The organism is Azospira inquinata (assembly GCF_018905915.1).
Taxonomy (GTDB): Bacteria; Pseudomonadota; Gammaproteobacteria; order Burkholderiales; family Rhodocyclaceae; genus Azospira; species Azospira inquinata.
Window position 1 is genome coordinate 294463 of the sequence record NZ_CP064782.1, and the last position, 24569, is coordinate 319031.

Annotated in this window: 17 protein-coding genes; 11 read left to right on the forward strand and 6 right to left on the reverse strand. The window is 67.4% G+C overall.

Annotated features, from left to right (window positions below; genetic code table 11):
- Positions 1–12 precede the first annotated feature (12 nt).
- From Azoinq_RS01335 to lexA, 4 genes are all read right to left on the reverse strand, one after another.
- Positions 13–4113, reverse strand: a complete 4101-nt coding sequence (locus Azoinq_RS01335; RefSeq protein ID WP_232368528.1) for an error-prone DNA polymerase — start codon at positions 4111–4113, stop codon at positions 13–15.
- A 15-nt stretch (positions 4114–4128) separates the two neighbouring features.
- Positions 4129–6057: a Y-family DNA polymerase gene (locus Azoinq_RS15040; protein WP_216127634.1), complete on the reverse strand. Its 1929-nt coding sequence runs from the start codon at positions 6055–6057 to the stop codon at positions 4129–4131.
- Positions 5987–6733 (reverse strand): translesion DNA synthesis-associated protein ImuA, encoded by a 747-nt coding sequence (gene imuA / locus Azoinq_RS01350; RefSeq protein ID WP_216127632.1) that lies wholly within the window; start codon positions 6731–6733, stop codon positions 5987–5989. Before imuA ends, Azoinq_RS15040 begins: the two co-directional genes overlap by 71 nt.
- A gap of 650 nt (positions 6734–7383) precedes the next feature.
- Entirely contained in the window at positions 7384–7995 is a 612-nt protein-coding gene (lexA, locus tag Azoinq_RS01355) for a transcriptional repressor LexA (RefSeq protein ID WP_216127625.1), read from the reverse strand.
- A 536-nt stretch (positions 7996–8531) separates the two neighbouring features.
- On the opposite strand from lexA, the gene Azoinq_RS01360 reads away from it, so the two are divergent.
- The 3 genes from Azoinq_RS01360 (at position 8532) to Azoinq_RS01370 (ending at position 11769) form a co-directional block, all read left to right on the forward strand.
- Positions 8532–8936: an SRPBCC family protein gene (locus Azoinq_RS01360; RefSeq protein ID WP_216127622.1), complete on the forward strand. Its 405-nt coding sequence runs from the start codon at positions 8532–8534 to the stop codon at positions 8934–8936.
- Between the two features lie 224 nt (positions 8937–9160).
- Positions 9161–9847, forward strand: a complete 687-nt coding sequence (locus Azoinq_RS01365; RefSeq protein ID WP_232368529.1) for a transglutaminase-like cysteine peptidase — start codon at positions 9161–9163, stop codon at positions 9845–9847.
- A gap of 11 nt (positions 9848–9858) precedes the next feature.
- Entirely contained in the window at positions 9859–11769 is a 1911-nt protein-coding gene (locus Azoinq_RS01370) for a bifunctional diguanylate cyclase/phosphodiesterase (protein ID WP_216127608.1), read from the forward strand.
- A gap of 437 nt (positions 11770–12206) precedes the next feature.
- On the opposite strand, the gene cysK is transcribed toward Azoinq_RS01370, so the two are convergent.
- On the reverse strand, positions 12207–13184 hold the full coding sequence (cysK, locus tag Azoinq_RS01375) for a cysteine synthase A (protein WP_216127595.1): 978 nt from the start codon (positions 13182–13184) through the stop codon (positions 12207–12209).
- A gap of 255 nt (positions 13185–13439) precedes the next feature.
- Here cysK and Azoinq_RS01380 point away from each other — a divergent pair, with 255 nt between their 5' ends.
- Together Azoinq_RS01380 and Azoinq_RS01385 are read left to right on the forward strand one after the other, a co-directional pair.
- Positions 13440–14744, forward strand: a complete 1305-nt coding sequence (locus Azoinq_RS01380; protein WP_216127593.1) for a TIGR03862 family flavoprotein — start codon at positions 13440–13442, stop codon at positions 14742–14744.
- Positions 14745–15026: 282 nt separating this feature from the next.
- Complete coding sequence (locus tag Azoinq_RS01385) at positions 15027–16022, forward strand: uracil-DNA glycosylase family protein (protein WP_216127591.1); 996 nt, start codon at positions 15027–15029, stop codon at positions 16020–16022.
- 283 nt (positions 16023–16305) lie between these two features.
- Here Azoinq_RS01385 and Azoinq_RS01390 read toward each other — a convergent pair whose 3' ends face one another.
- Positions 16306–17157 carry a 3-hydroxybutyryl-CoA dehydrogenase gene (locus tag Azoinq_RS01390; RefSeq protein WP_216127588.1) on the reverse strand — a complete coding sequence of 284 codons (852 nt, stop codon included), beginning with the start codon at positions 17155–17157 and terminating at the stop codon, positions 16306–16308.
- A gap of 672 nt (positions 17158–17829) precedes the next feature.
- Here Azoinq_RS01390 and Azoinq_RS01395 point away from each other — a divergent pair.
- The 6 genes from Azoinq_RS01395 to Azoinq_RS15045 all read left to right on the forward strand — a co-directional run bounded on the left by Azoinq_RS01395 (position 17830) and on the right by Azoinq_RS15045 (position 24063).
- Positions 17830–18414 (forward strand): Fur family transcriptional regulator, encoded by a 585-nt coding sequence (locus Azoinq_RS01395; RefSeq protein WP_216127585.1) that lies wholly within the window; start codon positions 17830–17832, stop codon positions 18412–18414.
- Between the two features lie 231 nt (positions 18415–18645).
- Positions 18646–18981, forward strand: a complete 336-nt coding sequence (locus Azoinq_RS01400) for a hypothetical protein (RefSeq protein WP_216127574.1) — start codon at positions 18646–18648, stop codon at positions 18979–18981.
- A gap of 430 nt (positions 18982–19411) precedes the next feature.
- Positions 19412–21808 (forward strand): TonB-dependent receptor, encoded by a 2397-nt coding sequence (locus tag Azoinq_RS01405; RefSeq protein ID WP_216127570.1) that lies wholly within the window; start codon positions 19412–19414, stop codon positions 21806–21808.
- 255 nt (positions 21809–22063) lie between these two features.
- The gene (locus tag Azoinq_RS01410) at positions 22064–22714 is read left to right on the forward strand and encodes a MotA/TolQ/ExbB proton channel family protein (RefSeq protein ID WP_216127568.1); all 651 of its coding nucleotides are present in this window, start codon (positions 22064–22066) and stop codon (positions 22712–22714) included.
- On the forward strand, positions 22701–23102 hold the full coding sequence (locus Azoinq_RS01415; RefSeq protein ID WP_216127566.1) for an ExbD/TolR family protein: 402 nt from the start codon (positions 22701–22703) through the stop codon (positions 23100–23102). Before Azoinq_RS01410 ends, Azoinq_RS01415 begins: the two co-directional genes overlap by 14 nt.
- Positions 23092–24063, forward strand: coding sequence for an energy transducer TonB (locus Azoinq_RS15045; protein ID WP_216127557.1), 972 nt, complete (start codon positions 23092–23094; stop codon positions 24061–24063). The genes Azoinq_RS01415 and Azoinq_RS15045 overlap by 11 nt, the downstream gene beginning before the upstream one ends.
- Positions 24064–24569: the final 506 nt, after the last annotated feature.

Below are 24569 nucleotides of genomic sequence, written 5' to 3' on the forward strand. Positions count from 1 at the left end.
GTTTCCCGCCCTTCAATGAAAATCCCGACTACTCGTCGGCAGTTGTCCTAGCCACGGCGTCAGGTCCACCAGCCGTTTGGCCAGCAGGTGGGCGGTGCCTTCTCGAGATTCCAGGACGCCGTAGACGCCCAGCAGGCGGGCGCCTAGGAGTTCCCGGCGCTGCTTTTCCACCAGGTCCGGTTTGACCACCACATTGACGTTGCCCGTTTCGTCTTCCAGGGTGAGGAAGACGATGCCGCTGGCGGTGCCCGGGCGCTGGCGGTTGGTGACGATGCCCGCGCCCCGCAGGAGTTTGCGGTCCGGGGCGGCCCAGAGCTGGGCGGCGGTGACGAAGCGGCGGGCGCTCAGGGCGGTACGCAGCAGAGCTAGGGGGTGGCGGCCCAGGGTAAGGCCCAGGCTGGTGTAGTCCGCCACCAGGTTTTCCCCTTCCGTGGGGGCGGCCAGGGTAACGGGGGCTTCGGCGGGGGCCAGGCCGGCGAAGAGGTCGCCCTGTATTCCCTGCCCGGCCCGGGAGCCCCGTCCACTGGGCCCCTCCAGGGCCGCCACCGCCCAGGCGGCCTGACGGCGGTGGGTGGCGGGGCGACCTTCCGGAGACGGGCGATTCTCGGGCATTTGCGGGGTGCCTGCAAGGAGAAGGCCGTCGTTCTTCCCTGTCCCCTGGGCGTTAAGGAAAAAGTCCGTCCCTTGGGGTTGAGAGGCCGTTTTTTGGGGAGGAGTCAGGGCGAATTCGAGGGGGCTAAAGCCGGACCGCGCCGCCGGCGCTGCTGACGCCCTTGGACCGGAAGCGCCGCCTTCTCCTGGGGCCTCCGCTCCGGCCAGAGGGGAACCTGCCCCCCTCCGCTCCGCCGGAAGTTCCCCCGCCTGCATCTTATCCCGCCCTCCATTCCGCACCTCATTCCGCTCCCCACCCCGAGCCCCACCCCGAGCCCGACCCAGCCCCCCATCCCGCTCCCCATCCCAAGCCCTACCCTGCTCCTTATCCGGCTCTCCATCCCGCCCTCTCACCCAAGACCTCTCCTCAGCCCCATCCGCCCGCCCCTCCCCGCTCCCCAGCAGCCGGGCCAGGGCGTTGGCGGCGGCCAGGGCTTCCAGGTCCCGCCGGTCCAGGCCGCTGCGGGCGGCCAGATCGGCCAGATGGGCGAAGGGCCGCTCCCGGCGGGCGGCCAGGAGCCGTTCTGCCCCCGTCTGGGAGAGCCCGGCAATGCGGCCCAGGCCCAGGCGCAGGGCGGGTTTGCCGAAACGGCCCGGGGGCGGGGGCCCGTCCCGGTCTTCCAGGGTGCAGTCCCAATCGCTCACCGTGACCTCCGGGGGCAGCACGGTCACCCCGTGGCGGCGGGCGTCCTGGACCAGTTGGGAGGGGGAGTAGAAGCCCATGGGCTGGCTGTTCAGGAGGCCGCAGTAGAAGGCGGCGGGGGCGAAGCGCTTGAGCCAGGCGGAAACGTAGACCAGGAGGGCGAAACTGGCGGCGTGGGATTCGGGAAAGCCGTATTCCCCAAAGCCCTGGATCTGGGCGTAGATGCGCTGGGCAAAGCTCTGGGGCAGGCCGTGGGCGGCCATGCCCTGGATCAGCTTGGCCTGGAAGGGTTCCAGGCCCCCCTTGCGCTTCCAGGCGGCCATGGCCCGGCGCAGCTGGTCCGCCTCCCCCGGGGTGAAACCGGCGGCCACCACCGCCAGCTGCATCACCTGTTCCTGGAAAATGGGCACCCCGCAGGTCCGCTCCAGGACCCGGTCCACCGCCTCGGAGACCCGTTCGATGGGTTCCCGGCCATGACGCCGTTTCAGGTAGGGATGGACCATGTCCCCCTGGATGGGGCCGGGGCGGACGATGGCCACTTCCACCACCAGATCGTAAAAGCGCCGGGGCCGGAGCCGGGGCAGCATGGCCATCTGGGCCCGGGATTCCACCTGAAACACCCCCATGCTGTCGCCCTGGCAGAGCATGTTGTACACCCGGGGCTCTTCCCGGGGAATCTGCTGCATGGCGAAGGGGTGGCCCAGGCGGGCGGTGATCAGGTCCAGGCTGCGACGAATGGCGGAAAGCATGCCCAGGGCCAGCACGTCCACCTTCATCAGGCCCAGGGCGTCGATGTCGTCCTTGTCCCACTGGATCACGCTGCGCCCGGCCATGGCGGCGTTTTCGATGGGCACCAGGCGAGACAGGGGCCCCCGGGAAATGACAAAGCCCCCCACGTGCTGGGTCAGATGGCGGGGAAAGCCGATGAGGGCCTCGGTCACCGCCAGCCACTTGGCCACCCGGGGGCTGTCCGGGTCCAGGCCCACGCTGCGCAGCCGCTCCGGCAGCTGGTCCCGCCGGTCCCACCAGGCCAGGGTGCCGGCCAGGGCATCGATCTGCTCCCGGCCAAAGCCCAGAACCCGGCCCGCGTCCCGCAGGGCGCCCCGGGTGCGGTAGGTAATCAGGGCGGCGGCTAAAGCCGCCCGGTCCCGACCATATTTTTCGTAGATGTGCTGGATCACCTCTTCCCGGCGCTGGTGCTCAAAATCCACGTCGATATCCGGCGGCTCCCCCCGCTCCTTGGAAACAAAGCGCTCAAAGAGCAGTTCGGACTGGGCCGGGTCCACCTCCGTAATGCCCAGGGCGTAGCACACCGCCGAATTGGCCGCCGAGCCCCGGCCCTGGCAGAGAATGCCCCGGCTGCGGGCAAAGCGGACGATCTCGTACACCGTGAGGAAATAGGGCTCGTAGCGGAGTTCCCCGATCAAGGCCAGCTCGTGGGCAATGCGCTCTGTCACCGGGGCCGGGGTGCCTGCCGGATAGCGCCGTTCCAGGCCCACCGCCACCTCCGCCGCCAGATAGGCGGCCGGGGTCAGGCCCGGGGGCACCACCTCGTCCGGGTATTCATAGCGCAGCTCGTCCAGGGAAAAGGTGCAGCGGGCCGCCACCGCCAGGGTTTCCGCCAGCAGGGCGGGGGGATAGACCCGGGCCAGGCGCAGCCGGGACCGCAGGTGGCGCTCCCCGTTGGGAAAGAGGGCGTGGCCGGCGGCAAAGACCGTAGTTTTCAGACGCAGGGCGGTGAGCACATCCTGGAGGGGGCGGCGGGAACGGAGGTGCATATGCACGTCCCCCGCCGCCACCAGGGGCAGGCCGCAGGCGGCCCCCAGGGCGGTGAGGGATTCCAGCCGCCCCCGGTCGTCCGGCCCGGCGTGGAGTTCCACCCCGATCCAGACCCGGCCAGGAAAGCGCCGGGCCAGCCAGGCCCCATCCTCCGGATCCCAGGGCAGGAGGTGGTCCGGCGCGGTAGCGGAGGAGGAAGCCTCCGCCCCACCGGCGCCCGGGGGAGTCGCCGCGCCCCCTGCCCCCAGGCCGCCCCAGCTTGCTGCGGTGGCAGAGGGGGCGGATAGGGGGGAAGCGTCCGGGGCCCAGGCGGCGCCCTCGCCGGGCACGGGAGGAGTGCCGGGGGCCCCCGCCTGATCCCCCGCCTGATCCCCCGCCTGATCCCCCGCCTGATCCCCCGCCTGATCCCCCGCCTGAGTTCCCTGAGTTCCCTGAGTTCCCTGGGTTCCCCACCCCGCTGGCGCCCCGGGGCCGAACCCAGTCACGGCCCTGGCCCCCCTGGACCCAGGATTCACGCCCTTTTCCGCCGGATGGGGCGCCCCGGGCCAAGCCAATCCTTCCTCTCGCTCCTCTGGGCCAGCCCCGCCCTCGGCGGCGGGGCCGGGTAGCCACAGCACCAGGCAATCGGGGAGCGCTCCCTGGGGGCCCACCGGCCCCAGATCGCCCCGGGTCAGGTGATAGCGGCCCTTTTCCGCCCGCCGCCGCCCCAGGGTCACCAGGGCGGAAAGGTTGCCGTAACCGGCCCGGTTGCAGGCGAGAAATACCAGCCGCAGGCCGTCCGCCAGGGTCACTTCCGTGCCGTGGATGAGGTGGAAATCCGCCCCCAGAGCCCGGGCCGCCAGATGGGCCCGGGCCGACCCGGCAAAGGAGCATTCGTCCGTAATGGCCAGGGCCCGGTAGCCCAGGTCCCGAGCCCGAGCCACCAGTTCTTCCGGGTGGGAGGCGCCCCGCAGAAAGGTGAAATTGGAAAGGCAGTGGAGCTCGGCGTAGTCGGGCAGGCCGGGGGCTTCGGGGGCGGAGGGTGGGGTGGAAGTGACCATGGCGGGCGCCCAGGCTCAGAGAAAACTGCCGTGGAGGAACCAGCCCCGGGCATCCCGAAAAATCCACAGCCATTCCCCCCGGGGATTGGCGGCCACGAAATAATCCCGGCACAGGTCGCCGGTCAGGGCCGGGGCCTCCCCGGGGGCCTCCGGGCCCTCCTCTCCTTGATCCCACCAGCCGCTTTCGATCCGTTCCGGCCCGGCCAACAGGCTCAAGGGGCCGGCATGCCAGGGGCGGCCCTGGCGCTCGTCCAGAGGACGGGGAGGCTCCAGCAGCCAAAGGGGACGGGGCCCGGGGGGCGGGGGGGCGGCAGAGGGCCTAGCCTCGCCCCCCTCCCCGGGCCGGGTGGCCAGCAGCCCGTCCGGCGGGCATTTGCGGGACGCCCGTTCCGGGCGGTAATCCGCCACCGTGGTCAGGCCATAGACCTTGTCCTCCCCCAGCCGGGCCCGGAGCCGCTCCAGCACCACCGCCACCCGGGCCGGGTCCCCCTCCCCGGGGCCAGACTGGCCGGGCAGGACGCCCTCTTCCCCGGCCAGTTCCCCCACCTCATCCGCCTGGAGCACCAGGGCCCGGACCGGGGCCGCCAGGGTGAGTTGCCCCAGCCGTTCCCCCAGCACCCGGGTCAGCCGGGCCCCGTCCCGGGTCAGGCCGGCAAAACCCAGCACCAGATCGGTGGGGGCCCGGTACTCGTGTTCCAGGGTCAGGGTACAGCGGCTCACCCCGGCGCCCCGCACCGCCAGCCAGCCTTGCAGGCTTTCCAACAGGCGCCGGGCGGCAAACAGCAGGGCACCGGCCTGCTCCACCCGGGCAGGGAGTTCCAGGGACTGGCGGAAATGTTCGGGAAAGGGGAAACGGGCCCTGGGGTCCGGCACTTCCCCCAGGGCCCGGGCCAGATCCCCGGCCAGGGAGGGCCCAAAACGGCGGGACAGCCCGGCCCGGGGCAGGCCCAGCAGGCCCCCCAAGGTGGTCATGCCGAAATTGGCCAGACGGCGGCAGACCCCCGCCTCCAGGTCCAGACAGGCCAAGGACAAGGGGGCCAGGATGGCGGCCAGCGCCGCCCCCCCGTCACTGCGGGGCACGGCCCGAGCCAGACAGGCCAGAAAATCCGGATCAGCGGACAAGGCCTCCGGGGCCTCGTCCGGTAGCCAGGGAAGGGTTGAAGCGCCAGAGGCCGTCATGGCGCCCTCTTGGGGTTGGGGTTGGGGTTGGGGTTGGGGTTGGGGTTGGGGTTGGGGTTGGGGTTGGGGTTGGGGTTGGGGTTGGGGTTGGGGTTGGGGTTGGGGTTGGGGTTGGGGTTGGGGTTGGGGTTGGGGTTGGGCCTGAGACGCGGTCGGGGTCGTGGTCGGGGTCAGGCCAGCGGGGGCAAGCTTCCTGGCGCGGAGCTCGGGGGAAAAAGAAGGAGTTGCGTCTGGCTGGCCCGCCGCCCCGGTCCCAGCCTCGGCGTCCCGGTGCCCCGGCCAATCTTCCGATTCCAGCCAGGGGGCGCCGTTGGCCAGCCAGCGGGCCGCCAGGGGAGTGGGGGCACAGGCGGCGCAGAGGGCGTAGCCCTGGGCCAGTACCCCGCCGCAGGCCCGGGCTAGCAAGGCGTCCAGGCCGCCGAAGAGGCGCAGGCAGCCGCCGATTTCCAGCACCAGCCCGGCCGGGCCGTCCAGGCTCACCTGGGGGGTGAAACGGCCCGCCCAACAGGCCAGGGCATCCAGGGCCCGGGCTTCCGCCGCCCCGTCCCGCTCCTGCACCGCCAGCCGGGGCGCCAAGCCCCAGGCGGAAGACTGGCCCATGCCCGGTTCCACTCCCAGGGTCCGGGCCAGACCGTCCGCCGCCACCACCCGCCCCCGGGCCACCACGGCCCGGGGCAGCGCGTCCCCGCCAGCCTCAGACGGGGAGCGGCAGGGGGACAGGGCGTCCAGGGGCAAGCGGGGAAATCGCAGGGCGAGCCAGAGCACGATCACGCTCCAGAAAACGGGCCACGGGCAGGGGCGGCACCAGGGTCAAGGGCCGGGTTAGGGCGCCGCCCCGGCGCTTTAACAGGGTCACTTCCAGGCCCTGGGGCAGGGATTTCAGGGCCAGCCGCAGGGGGGCGGGGGACGCTTCCCGGGCCCGGGCCGGGGGGCGCACCAGAAAGGCCGCCCCGGCAAAGCCCTCCGCCGCCAGCTGGAGCCGGCGCAGGCCCCGGGCGTCGATGTCCGGTAACCAGGCCAGCACCGCCCCCAGGCCCCCTTCCGCCAGGGCGGTTTCGCAGGCCCAGGCCCCGTCCCGTCCGCCGGCTTCCACCACCAGCAGCCGGGCCGGGTCCAGGCCCACCGAGGCCCAGCCCGGGGCATACACCCCCCGGGGGGGCGCCACCAGGAGCACCCCGCCTCGGGCCGCCGCCAGAGCCGGGGCCAGCAGCCCGGCCACCCCCGTCCCCGGGGCCGCCAGAATTTCGCTCAAGGACTGGCTAGGCCAGCCGCCCCCGGGCAATTGCCGATCCAGAGCCCGGTAACCGGTGGGCAAGCCGGGCAAGGCCGTGGCTGCCAGGGCATCTCCCCGCCACAGATCGGGCCGGGCCAGCAGATCCGCCAGGGCCACGGGGGTCGGGCCGGAAAGCGGAGTGGGAGCAAGGGAGGCGGAGGCGTTCATGACAAGCACGGGGCGGGGTCAGGAAATGGGGAGGGAGACAGACGGGGTTCGGGGTTCGGGGTTCGGGGTTCGGGGTTCGGGGTTCGGGGTTCGGGGTTCGGGGTTCGGGGTTCGGGGTTCGGGGTTCGGGGTTCGGGGTTCGGGGTTCGGGGTTCGGGGTTTGGGGTTTGGGGTTTGGGGTTTGGGGTTTGGGGTTTGGGGTTTGGGGTTTGGGGTTTGGGGTTTGGGGTTTGGGGTTTGGGGTTTGGGGTTTGGGGTTTGGGGTTTGGGGTTTGGGGTTTGGGGTTTGGGGTTTGGGGTTTGGGGTTTGGGGTTTGGGGTTTGGGGTTTGGGGTTTGGGGTTTGGGGTTTGAGAATCTGGATGTTGGTGAATCGCCCAATCGGCGGTCGGCGGCGAGGCTCGGGGCCGGGACTATGACCGTCAAGCTCTCCCACTCGGGATCAGGCGGGCGGACCGGTGGCGGGGCATCAGCGCCCTGGCCTCCGGTTAGAAGGCCGAAGGAGCTGGTCCAGAGCAGGTATCCAGCCTCCGGAATGGGCTGCCTGGGAACTACCTTGGACCGTCCTGGAGAGCCCGCCTTGCTGAGCTTTAGCGGGCGCTTGATGGCCCGATCCCGCCTCGCCCCGCCCCTCTCCGGCTGCCAGGGCGCCTAGCTCAAACTTCCGGCAAAGCCGCCCCGGATCAGGCCCACGGCCACCCCTTCGATGGCGAAATCTTCCCGGCCCGGCTCCACCAGAATGGGGGAAAAATCCGGGTTTTCCGCCACCAGCTCAATACGCCCCAGCTGGCGGCGAAAACGTTTTACCGTGACCTCGTCCGCCAGCCGGGCCACCACGATCTGCCCTTCCCTCACCTCGGTGGTGCGGTGCACCGCCAGCAGGTCCCCATCCAGGATGCCGGCGCCCAGCATGGACAGGCCCCGCACCTTGAGGAGGAAATCCGCCCGGGGGGAAAAGAGTTCCGGAGCCACCCCGTAGCGGCCCTGGATGTTTTCCACGGCCAGGATGGGGGAACCGGCGGCCACGCTACCGATCAGGGGCAGGCCCAGCTGCTCTACCAGACGGATGCCCCGGGCGGAGCCGGGCTCCAGCACCACCGCCCCTTTTTTCGCCAGGGCGCGCAAATGCTCCTCCGCCGCGTTGGGGGAGGCGAAATCGAAGGCCCGGGCAATCTCCGCCCGGGTGGGGGGAGCCCCCAGGGTTTCCAGGTGATTGCGGACGAAATCGAGAATTTCCTGCTGACGGGGGGTGAGCTTGACCATGGGAGACTCCGGTGTGACTTGTGGCGTTATCTGTATATATATACAGTACACCGGTTTTTGGCAAGCACCCGGCCCCCCCGGCACGCCCTTTCGGGAAAGGAAGGCGAGCTATGGGCGGGGCCTGGGGGTGAGGGGGAGCGGCGGCCGAAAGGCTGGTTTTCCCTTCTCTCCACTGGGTAAAACGCTGCGGGTAGCGGTGCGGCAGCGGGCGCCCGGACACCTAGGTTGGAGATCTGCTCCCGGGGAACTTGTTGCTAGAGCCAGTTTTAGAGATCGGCTTCCCAGACCATTGGGGCCGCCTATTTGCAACAAACAGACGCCAAAGTAGGTTTCCGGGCTTAGCACCGGCCCTGGTTTCCCATGCTTGGCGGCGAACCAGGGACGTACCGGACATGGCCCAGGCCGCCGCACTGGCTTGGGAGGCTTATGATGATGTCTTCAAATCTTCTCTTGCCCCTGCTGCCCCAGCCCAGTTTCTACGACACCGCTCCACCCTGAAGTCTTTCCCCCACCCTACCTTTTTCTGAAAGCCTCCCATGTGGACACACCAAGACAGTATCGACACCCTGGCCGATCCGGCCACCGTCTGGCGGTTTTTTGCCGACGTTCCCGGCTGGCAGCGCTGGAACGAGGGCATCGCCCGGATTGAAATCCACGGTCCCTTCGCCCCGGGCACCCAGTTTTTCATGGAGCCCCCGGGGGAAGAAGGCTTCACCAGCACCCTCCTGACGGTGGAGGAAAACCGGGGCTTTACCGACGAAACCTGGATCGGGGAAACCCGGGTGCTGGTGCACCACCGGCTGGAACCCCTAGCCCGGGGCACCCGGATCACCTACGCCACGGAAATCACCGGCCCGGAGGCGGCCAGCTTCGGCCCCCTGGTCACCGGCGACTTTCCCCAGGTGTTGGCGGCCCTGAAGGCCCAGGCGGAGGCAGACTGAGGCGGCCCCGCCCCGAGCCCGCCCCGGCAGACGGAGAACGGCGCCCGGCGGCCTTTCCCAGCCCTTTTCCCGCGCCCTGTTCCCCCCGGGTTATAGGGCATAATGGGGACCGGGACGGGGTGCCCGGCGGGGCCCGGCAGCGGGCCACCGGGGTTGGCCCCGTTCCGGAAAACCGCGCCCCTGGTGCCCCCTAGCCCTAATCTACCCCTTTACCCGAGCCCAATTTGTCTCCGGCCAGCCCTTTCTCCTACCAAAAACTACGCGCCCTGGGTGCCGTGGTGGTGGGACTGGCGTTTTATTTTTTCGCCACGGCCGATCTGGATCTGGACAAGCTGCGCCTCTCCTTCATTTCCCATTTCAACGCCGCCCACGGCAGCGCTCCCTTAAGGCGTTTTGACGACTGGCGCCGCCTGCTGCTGGACAGCCGGGAGATGGGAGAGACGGAAAAAATTCACCGCATCAACGATTTCTTCAACCACACCGTCCGCTACGACACGGACCAGAATATCTGGGGACAGAACGATTACTGGGCCACGCCCCTGGAAACCCTGGCCCTGGCCCGGGGCGATTGCGAGGACTACGCCATCGCCAAATATTTTTCCCTGATCAACCTGGGCGTACCCCTGCAAAAGCTGCGCATCGTTTACGTCAAGATCACCATCAGCGATTTTTCCGGCCGGCACCAGGAGCCCCACATGGTCCTGGCCTATTACAAAACCCCGGAGGGGGAACCCCTGATTCTGGACAGCCTGAATGGGGAAATCCTGTCCGCTTCCCAGCGCCCGGACCTGAAACCCATCTTCAGCTTCAACAGCGCCGGCGTCTGGTTCGGCACCGGTAATCTGGCCACCCAGAGCAATCTCTCCCGCTGGCAGGATTTGTTGAAACGGGTCCACGCCGAAGGTTTTTGAAGGGATATTTCATGTCACTTATCCGCCAACTCTGGCTCACCATCATCGCCAGTACCCTGATCGCCTTTCTTGGCAGCTTTGCCATCAGCCTGGTCACCGCCCGCCAATACCTGGAATATCAACTGGCGGTGAAAAACAATGACAATGCGGCTTCCCTGGCCCTATCCATGTCCCAGCTGGATAAGGACCCGGTAACCACGGAATTGCAGATCGCCGCCGTGTTCGACAGCGGCCAGTACAGCCTGGTCAAGCTCATCAGCCCCACGGGCAAGACTCTGATGGAAAAACAGCGCAGCGGCGCCCTGGCCAATGTGCCCGCCTGGTTCATCCACCTCTTTCCCATTGAATCCAAGCCGGGCTACGCCCAGGTTTCCGCCGGATGGAAGCAGTTCGGCACGGTGGAAGTGGTGAGCAGCACCCAGTTCGCCTATGGGGAATTGTGGCGGGGTGGCATTAAGCTGGCCTATCTGTTCTTTTTCTCTGGCCTGGTGGTGGGCCTGCTGGGCACCGCTTTGCTCAAGCGCATCAAAGGCCCCCTCCATGCGGTGGTGGAACAGGCCAAGGCCATCGGCCAGCGCAATTTTATTCACCTGCCCCTGCCCAAGGTCCCCGAACTGCGCACCGTGGTGAAAGCCCTGAATGCCATGGTGGGCTCCCTGCAAACCCTGTTCAATGAACAGGCCAAGCACCTGGAAGAACTGCGCCGGGAAAATCTGCTGGATAAGCTCACGGGCCTGGCCAATCGGGAAAATTTCCTCGACCAACTGAACAACGTCCTACGCGGCAACGAGGACCTGCCCCCCACGGGCAGCCTGGTACTGCTGCGCATCACCAACCTGCTGGACATCAACCGGCGCCATGGCCGGGAAGCCACGGACGACCTGCTGCGCCAGGTGGGCACGGCCCTGGCGGCCACGGCCCGGGATCAGCACGGAGCGGCGGCCCGGCTGAACGGCTCCGACTTCATTCTCCTGCTGCCCAGCGTGGAAGACCCGGAAGGGGCGGTGAAGCACTTGATGGGCGCCCTCCAGGCCCTGGGGGACACGGGCTGGGAAGACATTTCCGGCACCTGGCACCTGAGCAGCTGCCCTTATCTCCAGGGGCAAAGCGCCAGCCATCTGCTGGCCCGGCTGGATCAGGCCCTGGCCACGGCGGAATGGCAGCAGGATGAGGTCTGGCGCCGGGCGGACAACCCCATCGACCTGCCCCTGACCAACCACGGGGAATGGAAAGCCCTCATTGAAACGGCCCTCCGGGATAAGCGGGCCAAGCTGGCGGAATACCCGGTCCAGGCCTTCGCCGGCGGCCAGCTCCTGCACCTGGAATGCCCCCTGCGCCTGGGCGCCCCCACCGCCGATGACTGGCTGGTGGCCGGGAAATTCATGCCCATGGCGGTGCGCCTGGGGCTCACGGATCAGCTGGATCTGCTCACCCTGCAATTGGTGCTGGAGCGGCTCACGGAGGAAAGTCCGGCCATGGCCATCAACCTTTCCGGGGAATCCCTCCGCAGTCCCCAGTTCCGGGAGCAGTTCTATAAGACCCTGGTCAATCACAAGCCCCTGGCCCCCCGGCTGTGGATCGAAATTTCGGAAACCGGGGCCTTTGAAAACTTCCTGGACTTCCTCGCCTTTTGCCACCTGATCCGGCCCCTGGGCTGCCACCTGGGCATTGAGCACTTCGGCCACCGCTTCAGCAATATCGGCCAGCTCTACCAGACCGGCCTGGAATACATCAAGGTGGATGGCAGCTTTATCCAGGATTTGGACAGCAAACCGGGCAACCAGATTTTCCTCAAGGGGCTGTGCGGCATCGCCCACGGCATCGGCCTACAGGTGATCGGGGAAAACACCCGGACCCAGGCGGAAATGGAATGGCTGGAAAAACTCGGCTTTGACGGGGTCACGGGCCCGGTGCTGGCCTGATCCGCGCAGGGAGGGGCTCTGGGCTCTGGGGTCTGGGGTCTGGGGTCTGGGGTCTGGGGTCTGAGGTCTGAGGTCTGAGGTCTGAGGTCTGAGGTCTGAGGTCTGAGGTCTGAGGTCTGAGGTCTGAGGTCTGAGGTCTGAGGTCTGAGGTCTGAGGTCTGAGGTCTGAGGTCTGAGGCTTAATGAGGGTTGGCCGCTGGCCGGAAGCAGGCAAGGCCAGCCCCCAAGCCAGCAGGGGCCGAAGACTGAAGCCCCCGCGGGCGGGGGCAACAAAGCTTGGACCCCTTTCCCCCAGGCTGCCTTGCCCCCAAAGGACACCGGCCAATCCGCCTCCCTGAATCGCCCCCAGCCAACAAAAGGGCGCCCACCGTTGCCGATGGGCGCCCTTGTTGTATCTGCCCTTCAGAAGATCACCGGGCTGCCCCGGTCACCGGACCTCAGGCAGGCAAACCGGCATCGGTGAAAATGCCGTCGAAGAGAATGGAGCTCAGATAACGTTCGGCGGAGTCGGGCAGGATGGCCACAATGGTCTTGCCCTGATTTTCCGGCTGGCGGGCCAGGCGCACGGCGGCGGCCACGGCGGCACCGGAGGAAATCCCGGCCAGAATGCCTTCTTCCTTGGCCAGACGGCGGGCATAGGTCACCGCATCCTCGTTGCTCACCTGCTCCACCCCGTCGATGAGGGAGAGGTCCAGCACTTCGGGCACAAAACCGGCGCCGATCCCCTGAATCTTGTGGGGTCCGGGTTTGATTTCCTGACCGGCCCGGGCTTGGGTCAGCACCGGGCTGGTGCTGGGTTCCACGGCCACGCTGCGAATCGCCTTGCCCTTGGTCTTTTTCAGGAAGCGGGTGATCCCGGTAATGGTGCCGCCGGTGCCTACCCCGGCCACCAGCACATCCACTTTGCCTTCCGTGTCTTCCCAGATTTCCGGGCCGGTGGTGGCTTCGTGGATGGCCGGATTGGCCGGATTCTTGAACTGTTGCAGGAGCACGTATTTATTGGGATCGGAGGCGGCGATTTCTTCCGCCTTGGCCACCGCCCCCACCATGCCCTTAGGCCCTTCCGTGAGCACCAGCTTGGCCCCCAGGGCGATGAGCAGTTTGCGCCGTTCCAGGCTCATGGTTTCCGGCATGGTCAGGGTAATGGGAATGCCCCGGGCCGCCGCCACGAAGGCCAGGGCGATACCGGTGTTACCACTGGTGGGCTCCACAATTTCCTTGCCCGGGCCGAGCAGACCCTTCTTTTCCGCGTCCCAGATCAGGGCCGCGCCGATCCGGCATTTCACGGAATAGGCCGGATTGCGGCCTTCCACCTTGACCAGCACGGTGGCCCCGGCGCCATCCGTAATCCGATTCAGTTTCACCAGGGGCGTATGGCCGATGGACAGGGAATTGTCTGCATACCAGTGGGACATGGTGTTCTCCTCAAAGGGTTCGGTGTTGGGGCGGCTGTCGCCGGAAGGGGCCCGGGCGGCAGCGGCAAAGCGTGGAAAGCACTATAGCCCGGTTACTTATACGAAAATAGAATGTTTCATTATTATCAATAAACCGCTGGTTATAAGCCTTGGATTCCGCCCCCTTCAGGCCTTCAGACCGGGCCCCGGCGCCCCCGTTCCCGGTATCCGGCCCGGGAACGGGTAGAATAGGGCCACCTTTCTCAAGCCGGTCCCATGTCCCCCGCCACTCCGCCCCAGCCCCCCGCCCATCCCTGGATTGCCGTCGTCGGCGGAGGCCCGGCCGGGCTCATGGCCGCTGAGGTGCTGGCCCGGGAAGGCTGGCCGGTCAAGGTTTTCGACGCCATGGCCAGCGTCGGGCGCAAGTTTCTCCTGGCGGGCAAGGGGGGCATGAACATCACCCACGGGGAAGCCATGGAGCGCTTTCTCGACCGTTACGGCCCCCGCCGTCCGGTGCTGGAACCCCTGCTCCGGGATTTCGGCCCCCCCCAATTGCAGGAATGGATGCGGGGCCTGGGCATCGATACCTTTGTGGGCAGCTCGGGCCGGGTCTTTCCCATGGACATGAAAGCGGCCCCCCTGCTCCGGGCCTGGCTGCAACGGCTGCGGGCCCTGGGGGTGGATTTCCGCATGCGCCACCGCTGGCAGGGCTGGGACCGGGAGGGGGCCCTGAGCTTCCAGGGGCCGGAAGGCCCCCTGAGCCTGCGCCCCGCCGCCACGGTCCTGGCCCTGGGGGGCGGTAGCTGGCCCCGGCTCGGCTCGGACGGCGCCTGGGTACCCTATCTCCAGGAGCAGCGGGTCCAGGTCCACCCCCTGGAACCTTCCAACTGCGGCTTTGACGGGGGCAGCCCCAAGGGCCCCTGGAGCCCCTATTTCCAAGAACAATTCGCCGGCCAGCCGGTGAAAAACGTGGCCGCCTGGGTGGCCACCGGCAGCCCCCACGCCTTTGCGGAAGGGGAAGCAGCGGCCCCCACCCAGGCCCGCCGGGGGGAATTTCTCCTCACCGCCAGCGGAGTGGAGGGCAGCCTGATCTACGCCCTTTCCGCCCCCTTGCGCCTGGCCATCAAGAGCGACGGTCAGGCCATCCTCCTGGTGGATTTGCTCCCCGATCACAGCCCGGAACAGGTGCGTCAGGAAGTGCTGCGTCCCCGGGGCTCCCGCTCCCTGTCCAGCCACCTGGGCCTGAAAGGCCCCCGGGCCGGGCTCTTGCGGGAATGCCTGGACCGGGACAGCTATCAGGACCCGGAACGGCTGGCCGCCGCCATCAAGGCCCTGCCCCTCCGCCTTACCGCCCCCCGCCCCCTGGCGGAAGCCATTTCCAGCGCCGGGGGGGTGGATTTCGCCGACCTGGACCCCCAGCTCATGCTCACCCAGCTCCCCGGGGTCTTCTGCGCCGGGGAAATGCTGGACTGGGAAGCCCCCACCGGGGGCTATCTCCTCACCGCCTGCTTCGCCACGGGCCGGGCGGCGGGCCTGGGCGCCCTGGCCTGGCTGGACGCCCACCCGCCCCGCCAGGCCTGAACCTTGGCACGGCTGCATACCAGGGCTAAGCCCTGGAACGGCAGAAGTCCACTGCCCGCTTAGCCCCCAGCAGCAACGCGCCTACACCGCCGGCCCCACGCCACCTACCCTGGGGCCCCTTTCCCGCCCCAGCCACCTTTTCCCTCGCCCCGATTAATCCTGGGCAAAGCCCCTGGTTTATGCCATAAACATAGACAGGAGCCGAGCCGTTGCCCCGGCTCCCCCTAAGCGCCGCCCGCCGGGCGGGGTATGGGGAAATCCACCACACCAAGGGGAATCATCATGGAAAAGACACTGGGGGAACTGGGAAATCTGCTCAAACCCACCGTACTGCGGGAACTTCAGGGCCGCCCACCCGCCGCCCTGGCCGCCACGCCCCTCACCGGCCTTCAGGGCCTGACGGCGGAACAGCTGGGGCGGCTCAACCAGGCGGGGCTGAAAACCATGGAAGATCTGGCCAGCCTGAAGGACCCAGAGCAGCTCAAAGACCTGAAAATCGATCCGGAAATACTCCAGGGCGTAATCTGCGCCCTTTTCTACCCCCAATATGACCGGGGCCCCGGCTGCGCCTGGGAACAGCTCTTTCTGGCCGCCCCGGTAAATGACTACGTCAACTATCCCAACCACCCCTTCCACACCCGCTTTGGCCCGGTCTTCTACCGGGGGCGGCTGGACGGCTCGGCCCGGGTCCTGGTGGTGGGCCAGGACCCAGCCACGGACGAAATTCTGGCGGCCCGTATTTTCGTCGGCCAGGCCGGGCAGCTGGCCCAGAATTTCCTCACCAAACTGGGCCTGACCCGCTCCTACCTGATGTTCAACACCTTTCTCTACGGAGTACAGAGCGCCTCCCTATCCCAGGACATGGTCACCAGCCCGGCCCTCCTGGCCTACCGGAATAAGCTCCTGGACCGGGCCCGGGCCACCAACAAGCTGGAAGCCATCATCACCTTTGGCAAATACGGGGCCCTGAGCGTCCAGAACTGGCCGGGCAAGGGCAATCTGCCGGTGTTTGAACTCACCCATCCCACCGCCCCCAATGGGGTGGCCACCTCCTGGAACAGCAAACTGGCCGCCGCCCACGCCGCCATCGCCCCGGATTTGGGAGCCCCGGTGGATACCAGCCCCTACAACACCAGCGTCCCCCCGCCCGCCACGGACATCCCCCGCTACGACCTGCCCTTCGGCCTGCCCTCCTGGCACGGCACCGGGGGCCACACCTGTAGCGCCCGGGGCGCAGGCAACCTTTTTGAAACCCAGATACTCTGGAGCGCCCCCTAGGCCGGTTCCCGGCGGGTAGAGCCATCCGTCCAAGCCCAGGCCCAGGCCCGCGCACAGCCGCACAGCCGCACAGCCGCACAGCCGCACAGCCGCACAGCCGCACAGCCGCACAGCCGCACAGCCGCACAGCCGCACAGCCGCACAGCCGCACAGCCGCACAGCCGCACAGCCGCACAGCCGCACAGCCGCACAGCCGCACAGCCGCACAGCCGCACAGCCGCACAAAAAAAGGCAGCCCGAAGGCTGCCTTTTTTGCTTTCGCCCCTGGGGCGAAAAGCCGGGCTCAATCGTAGTTGAAGAAGCCCTTTTTGGTCTTGCGGCCCAGGTAACCGGCTTCCACCATTTCCACCAGCAGGGGAGCGGGACGGTACTTGGGGTCCTTGAAGCCTTCGAAGAGCACCTGCATCACCGCCAGTTCCACATCCAGGCCGATCAAATCGCCCAAGGCCAGGGGGCCAATGGGGTGATTGGCGCCCAGCTTCATGGCGTCGTCGATTTCCGCGGCGGTAGCCAGACCTTCGCCCAGGGCGAAAATGGCTTCGTTAATCATGGGGCAGAGCATGCGGTTCACCACGAACCCCGGGCTGTTCTTGATCTGCACCGGAGTCTTGCCCACGGCCTTGGCCACGGTTTCCACGGCGGCATAGGTGGCGTCGGAGGTTTGCAGGCCCCGGATCACTTCCACCAGGGCCATCATGGGCACCGGATTGAAGAAGTGCATCCCGATCACTTGGCTGGGACGGCTGGTATCGGCGGCCAGCTTGGTGATGGAAATGGATGAGGTGTTGGAGGCCAGCACGGCTTCCGGCTTGGCCAGTTCGTCCAGCTGCTTAAAGATTTTCAGCTTCAGGCCCAGGTTTTCCGTGGCCGCTTCAATGATCAGATCCGCATCCTTCAGCACGGACACGTCGGTGCTGGTCTTGATGTGGCTCAGGGCCGCAGCCTTCTGGGCTTCGGTCATTTTTTCCTTCTTGATCAGGCGGTCCAGGCTCTTGGTGATGGTAGCCAGACCTTTTTCGACTGCCGCATCGGCGATGTCGGTCATGGTCACGTCAAAGCCCGCCACGGCAAACGCCTGGGTAATGCCATTGCCCATGGTGCCGGCGCCGACGACGCCAATTTTCTTCAGTTCCATCGAAAAACCCTCCAAGGAGTTGAAACAGAACGCGCCGGCCATACCGTCGCGTATGGAAACCGCTAATGTAACCTATTGCGCCGCACCATTCCACCGGGAAGCTGAACCGGGAAAGGGCCTCCCCCGGACCCGGGGAAGCAAAGGGAGAACGGCTCCCCGCTTCCCGGGCAGGGCCGGAAGGGCCGAGCAGCGGCGCCTTTCCCGGCCTTGCTTCCAGGCTTGAGGGCCACCGGGGGCCGGAGGGAGGACCAACCGCGGAGGGTACTGGCTGGCTGGCTGGCTGGCTGGCTGGCTGGGCTGGGCTGGGCTGGGCTGGGCTGGGCTGGGCTGGGCTGGGCTGGGCTGGGCTGGGCTGGGCTGGGCTGGGCTGGGCTGGGCTGGGCTGGGCTGGGCTGGGCTGGGCTGGGCTGGGCTGGGCTGGGCTGGGCCTGGGCCTGAGACGGAGACGGAGACGGAGACGGAGACGGAGACGGAGACGGAGACGGAGACGAACGAAAGCATCGGCATCGGGTCCGGGAACAGCGGTTCAGCGGTTCAGCGGTTCAGCGGTTCAGCGGTTCAGCGGTTCAGCGGTTCAGCGGTTCAGCGGTTCAGCGGTTCAGCGGTTCAGCAAATAGCGTACAGATGAAACTCCGTTGCATTTGCAACCCGATTGTGTTTTCATTCGCCCCTATGTCCGCCCCCTCCCTTTCCCCTCTGGAATCCGCCATCCGGGCCACTGGCGCCCGGGTGACCCCGGCCCGGCTGCGGGTGCTGGGGCTGTTGCGGCAGGCCCCCACTCCCATGAGCCACGGGGAAATGGAGGAAGCCCTGGGCCGGGAAACCGGGCCCGGGGTGGACCGGGTCACCCTGTACCGGGTGCTGGACTGGCTGGTAGCCGCCGGGCTGGCCCGCAAGGCGGCGGATGCCCGGGGGGTGTTCCGCTTCACCCCCCAGGAGCCGGACGGGGAACACGCCCGCCACGTGCATTTCCGCTGCACCCGCTGCGGCGGCGTGTTTTGCCTGGATTTGCCCGCCCCCGTGGCCCCCGCCCTACCCCCGGGCTTTCGCCTCAGCGGCATGAGTCTGGATTTACACGGTAGCTGCCCGGCCTGTAGCGCCACGGCGGCAGCCCCGGCACTGGGGGCGGAAGACGCCCAGGGGACGGCCTCCGCCACTCCGGCACCTTGCCGCCCCAGCAAAGACGCCCCAACCCGCCCGGATTCCCGGCCAGCCCAAGCCCTGGGCGCCGCTCCGGCTGCTTTGGTGGAAGACTGAGACGCCATGGGCCTCTCCAGCCTTTTTTCCATGTCCTCCGGCGCCCCTGGCCCTCTTTTCCCGGTCTCTGGGAAAAGCCCCGGCCCCCTGGCCCGGGAAAATCAGGCACCAACGGCCTCCGCCCGGCCAGCTTCGGCTTCGGCTTCGGCTTCGGCTTCGGCTTCGGCTTCGGCTTCGGCTTCGGTTTCGGTTTCGGTTTCGGTTTCGGCTTCGGCCCAGGCCCAGGCCCAAGTGCCCGCCCAAGCCGGTGGCCGCCGGGCTCCCTGGGTTCTCTGGCTGGTAGCCCTGGTATTTCTCTGTCTGGTGGGTCTGCGGCTGGTGGAATCCACCCACCTGCACTTAACCGATGCCCTGGAACGGGATTGCCCGGTGTGCCAGATGGGGGGCCAGCCCGCCCTGGATGCCCCGCCCCCCCTGCCCACGGCAGCCCTGGCCCTGCTGTTCCTGTGCTATTGCCTGCCCCCCCTGCCCCGCCCGGGGCGACGGGAAAGCTTTCTCCTGCTCCGTCCCCACCCCCGGGGACCGCCCGCCGGCGCCGAGGAATCGGAAGCCGGATCGGACCACTGAACCAGCCCCCGGGCGCCCCTGAGCCTGAGCCTGAGCCTGAGCCTGAGCCTGAGCCTGAGCCTGAGCCTGAGCCTGAGCCTGAGCCTGAGCTTTGAGCTTTGAGCTTTGAGCTTTGCCCGTGGAGCTTGGCACCCCCTGCCCCCCCCAACCCCAACGGACACGACGGGGAAGTCCCTTTCCCGCCGTGGCAAGGGGCGGTGCCAACCCTGGGGCAAGCGATCAGTCAGTGCTTTTGCCGGGCAGACAGTGCCCCACCGCTTCGCCCTAGCCCAGGTCCATCCGGGGCCATCCCCCGAACCGGTCCCCTTCCTTTTCCCGATCCCACTCTCCGCCCCTTCCCCCTAGGAAGCTTTGATCGATGCAATAGGGCCTTGCCGCCCCGGCGCCGTTTCCCGGCCCCCGGCGCCCATGCCCGGATTTGGAAAAGACCATGGATTTTCACGCACCCCACCAACCCACCCGCCGTCCCACCCGGCGCCACCCGCCCCTGCCCGGCGCCCTGGCCCCCCTCACCCTGGCCGTGGCGGCCCTGTTTTATACCCTGCCCGCCGCGGCGGAAGACCTGCAAGGTCAGGTGAAAGACGCCCTAGGCCGTCCCCTGGCAGACGCCGCCCTGGCCCTCCAGGATGGGGCAGGCAAGACCCTGGCCAAGACCCGCAGCGACGCCCAGGGCCGTTATCACTTCACCGTGCCCGCCGGGGCCTATCTGGTGCAGGGGGACAAGACCGGCTTCCAGTCCGGTTCCACCTTTGTCCAGGTGGCCGCCGGTAAAACCGGTACGGCGGAGGATCTGACCCTGGCCGCCAGCCAGGCCCTGGAGGTGACGGTGAGCGCCCAGCGCCTCAACCGGGCCCGCAACGCCCTTTCCCCCCGCACCGGCAGCAGCGTTTACCGCTTTAGCGCCGACGACGTGGAAGCTTTGCCGGAAGGGAGCAACACGGCCTTCAACCAGGTGCTGCTCCAGGCCCCCGGGGTGGCCAACGATGCCTATGGCCAACTCCACATCCGGGGCGACCACGGCAACACCCAGTACCGCATTAACGGGGTCATTCTGCCCGAGGGCATCAGCGGCTTCGGCCAGTCCCTGGACACCCGCTTCGCCCAGCGCATTGACCTGGTCACCGGGGCCCTGCCCGCCCAGTACGGCTACCGCACCGCCGGGGTGGTGGAAATCGACACCAAAAACCGGTTTGAATCCGGGGGCCGGGTGGATTACACCTTCGGCAGCCGGGGCACGGGCAATACCAGCCTGGAATACGGCAATACGGTGGGTAATTTCAGCTACTACGTGAGCGGTTCCTTCCTGGATAACCAGGTGGGGATCGAAAACCCCACCAGCAGCACCACGCCTCTCCACGACCGCACCCAGCAGAGCAAGGGCTTTGGCTATTTCTCCTATCTGGTCAATCCGGAAACCCGGATCAGCGCCATGGTGGGCACCTACGACGGCAGCTTCCAGATCCCCAACAACCCGGGCCAAAGCGCCGATCCCAACTTTATGGCCGCCGCCGGGGTGACTTCGGTGGATTCGGCCAAGCTCCGGGCCACCCAGCACGAATCCAACCGCTACGGCATCCTCACCCTGCAAAGCACCCTGGGGGCGGATGTGGATTACCAGATTTCCCTCTTCAACCGCTACACGGAAACCCGCTACAACCCGGACCCGGTGGGGGATCTGGTCTTTAACGGGGTTTCCGCCAAGGTGCTGCGCAGCAGCAACAGCAGCGGTATCCAGGGGGATGCCAGCTACCGGGCCAACGACCGGCACACCCTGCGCTTCGGCCTCTTCGCCAGCACGGAGGACGTGCGCAGCAACAATACCTCCACCGTCTTCCCCGTGGATAGCAGCGGCAATGTAAGCGGCGGCCCCTTCACCATCGTGGATAACAATCCCCGCAACAACAACCGGCTCCTGGGCCTTTACGTCCAGGACGAGTGGAAGGCCACGGACCGGCTCACGGTCAATTACGGCCTGCGGGCGGATCAGGTGGATGCCTACATCAAGGCGGGCCAGCTGAGCCCCCGGCTGGGCATGATCTACCAGCTCACCCCGGCCACCACCTTCCACGCCGCCTACGCCCGCTACTTCACCCCGCCCCCCACGGAACTGGTGTCCTCCGGCTCCCTCTCCCGCTTTGCCGGCACCACCAACGCCGGGGCCAATGATCTGAATTCCAGCGTTCAGGCGGAGCGCTCCCACTACCTTGACGCGGGCATCAGCCACCGCTGGAGCCCGGCCCTGACCCTAGGGGTGGACGCCTACTACAAGGAAGTGACCAATCTCCTGGACGAAGGCCAGTTCGGCCAGGCCCTCATCTTCACCCCCTTCAATTACGCCAAGGGCAAAATCTACGGCCTGGAACTGTCCGCCAACTACAAGCAGGACAACCTGGGGGCCTACGCCAACCTGTCCCGTTCCGTGAGCCTGGCCAAGGAAATCACCTCCGGCCAGTTCAACTTTGACCAGGACGAGCTGAACTACATCGCCAACCACTGGGTGCATACGGACCACGATCAGGCCTTCACCGGCTCCGCCGGGGTGTCCTACCGCTGGGGCCCCACCACCTACAGTGCCGACGCCTTCTTTGGCAGCGGCCTGCGGCGCGGCTTCGCCAATACGGACCACCTGCCCGCCTATACCCAGGTCAATGTGGGGGCTTCCCGGCAATGGCTGACCCCGGGCATTGGCAAGGTGGAAACCCGGGTGGCGGTGGTGAATCTCTTCGACAAGGTCTATGAACTGCGGGACGGCAGCGGCATCGGCGTGGGCGCCCCCCAATTCGGGCCGCGCCGGGGCATTTACGTCACGGTGGGCAAACTGTTCTAAGGGAAAAGCCGTTCAAGCAGGCTTAAAAAACCGGTGGAGAGGCCCGTGGATAGGGCTTCTCCTTTTTTGCCCCGCCATCATGGCCGTTTTACGCCCATCTCCAGCCCCTCCCTTGGAAGAAGCTTGAACCACGGGCCCCCCCGAATACTCTGGCTTTGATTTTCCCGGCAAACCGCCCCTATTCCGCCAGCCGTCAGCCCCCTCTTTTACCCTGAACCCCCAACCCCTGTTTCACCCCTAACGAGGAAAAAATTCGTGGAAAACCTCAATGAAATCCTGGAAGCCCTCCGTTTCGGCGGCGCCATGGTCTATCCCCTCCTGGTCCTGGCCCTGGTGGCCCTGGCCATCGTCTTCGACAAGGCCTACGTCTATTGGCGCTTTGTGCGCCTGCCCGGGGAATTGCAAAGCCTGGCGGAAACCTACGCCTTCTCCTGGGAAACGCTGAACGCCCGCCTCGCCGCCATCGGCCCCCGCAACTACTTCGCCCGCTTTTTCCGCACCATTGCGGACAACCGGCAGCAGCCCGCCTGGTGGGTGGAATCCCGGGCTGGGGACGAGGCCCAGGTGATTGAAAAATCCCTCAGCCGGGGCCTCTGGGTGCTGGAAACCGTGGTCACCGCCGCCCCCCTCCTGGGCCTTCTGGGCACCATCGCGGGCATGATGCACTCCTTCAAGGTCATCGGCGGCAACGGCCTGGTGGATCCCACCGGGGTCACTGGGGGCGTGGCCCAGGCCCTCATCGCCACCGCCCTGGGCCTACTCATCGCCATCGTCGCCCTCTTCGCCTTCAACTTCTTCTCCCGCCGTCAGGCCCAGGCCCTGGACGAAATGGAGCGCCTGGGCACCCGGCTCATCGACAACATCCGCCTGGGCCAGGAAGGAGCGCCGGACCATGAAGCTGCGTAAAACCCGCAGTGCGCCCAAGGGACGCATCGAGATCATTCCCATGATCGACGTGATGTTCTTTCTCCTGGCCACCTTCATGCTGGCCTCCCTGTCCCTGCAAAATCTCCATTCCCTGCCAGTAAATCTGCCCCAGGGTCAGGCAGCGCCCCTGCACGGCAAAAATCCCGTGACCCTCACGGTGACCAAGGACAGCAAAATTTACCTGGACAGCACCCCGGTCACCCTGGAAACCCTGGCCGCCACCCTCAAGCCCCGGCTCCAGCCCCAGGGCGACGTCATCGTCGCCGCCGACAACGACGCCCCCAACGGGGTAGCCGTACGGGCCATGCTCCAGGCCCGGGCCGCCGGCGCCCAGCACTTTCTCATTGCCGTGAAACATGGCCAATAAGCCCATTCTTCCTCCCAAGCCGGAACCGGGGGAGCGGGCCATCCCGGCCCCTCAGACCGCCTCGGTTCCCCAAGCTTCCCTGGCTGCTTCAGGCGCCCAGGCCAGCCCGGACGCCCAGGCTAGTCGGGAACCCCAGACGGCCCCCTCCGCCGGGCCGGATCGGGCCGTTCCCCAAGAGGCAATCCGGACGCCGGAGGACCGAGGCAATGCCCTGGCGGGGGCCCCGGCCACTGGCCTTGCCCCCTTGGCCAGCCCCCTGGCCGCCGCCCTGGCCATCCCGGCCCTCCCCAGCCTAGCCCGTCTGGACAATCCCTGGCGGCGCCTGCCCTACACCCTGGGGGCGGCCCTGGTCTTCTGGCTCCTGCTCCTGGCCGCCTTCACCGGCCTGCTCCAGCCCCCGCCCCCCAGCCCCGAACCCCTGGCCCCGGTGGATGCCCAGCTCATAGAAGAGCCCCCGCCGCCGCCCCGGCAGACAAAATCTACCCCGACCCCGGCGCCCAAAGTGGAACCCAAAGGGGCGCCCCAACCCGCCCCTGCCGCCCCCCGGCCCGCCCCGACGCCGCCGATACACAGCGTCCCGGCCCCCTTGCCCAAAGCCGCCCCCAGCCCCAACGCCCTGCCCTCCCCACCGGCCAAGGCGGCCCCAGCACCAGCCCCGGCAGAGGCCAAGGACAGCCACGCCGATGCCCAGGCCAGCAGCGGCGCCCGGGCCGTGACCAAGCCCATGCCCACCATTCCGGACGACCTGCGGGATGAGGCCTTCAGCGCCTCGGCCCTGGCCCGTTTCCATGTGGCGGCGGACGGCAGCGTCAGCGTGGAACTGGTCAAACCCACCCAGAATCCCCGGCTCAACCGCCTGCTCCTGGACAGCCTGAAAAAATGGCGCTTTTTCCCCGCCATGAAAAACGGCAAGCCGGTGGCTACCACGGAAGAACTGGTGGTGCACTTTCAGGTGCAATAGGGTCGGTACGGGGCAAGGGGCAGAGCGGGAGGGCCGCTCCGGGGCTCGCCCTCGGGGAACGCCCCGGTCTGCCCCGCTCCGCTCCAGAAGCAGTTTCCTGAGCTTGCCTCCTGAGCTTGCCTCCTGAGCTTGCCTCCTGAGCTTGCCTCCTGAGCTTGCCTCCTGAGCTTGCCTCCTGAGCTTGCCTCCTGAGCTTGCCTCCTGAGCTTGCCTCCTGAGCTTGCCTCCTGAGCTTGCCTCCTGAGCTTGCCTCCTGAGCTTGCCTCCTGAGCTTGCCTCCTGAGCTTGCCTCCTGAGCTTGCCTCCTGAGCTTGCCTCCTGAGCTTGCCTCCTGAGCTTGCCTCCTGAGCTTGCCTCCCTGGCCGCCGTATCCGGCGGCCAGGGAGCAGGGCCCGGCGCCCGGTCCGGAGGGGGCGGGGAACAGGTGCTTGTGCTATCATTTCGCCCGCCATGCGCCAATCCTGCCCCTTCTCCCTACCCCCTTATTGCGCCTATCGCGCCTCGCG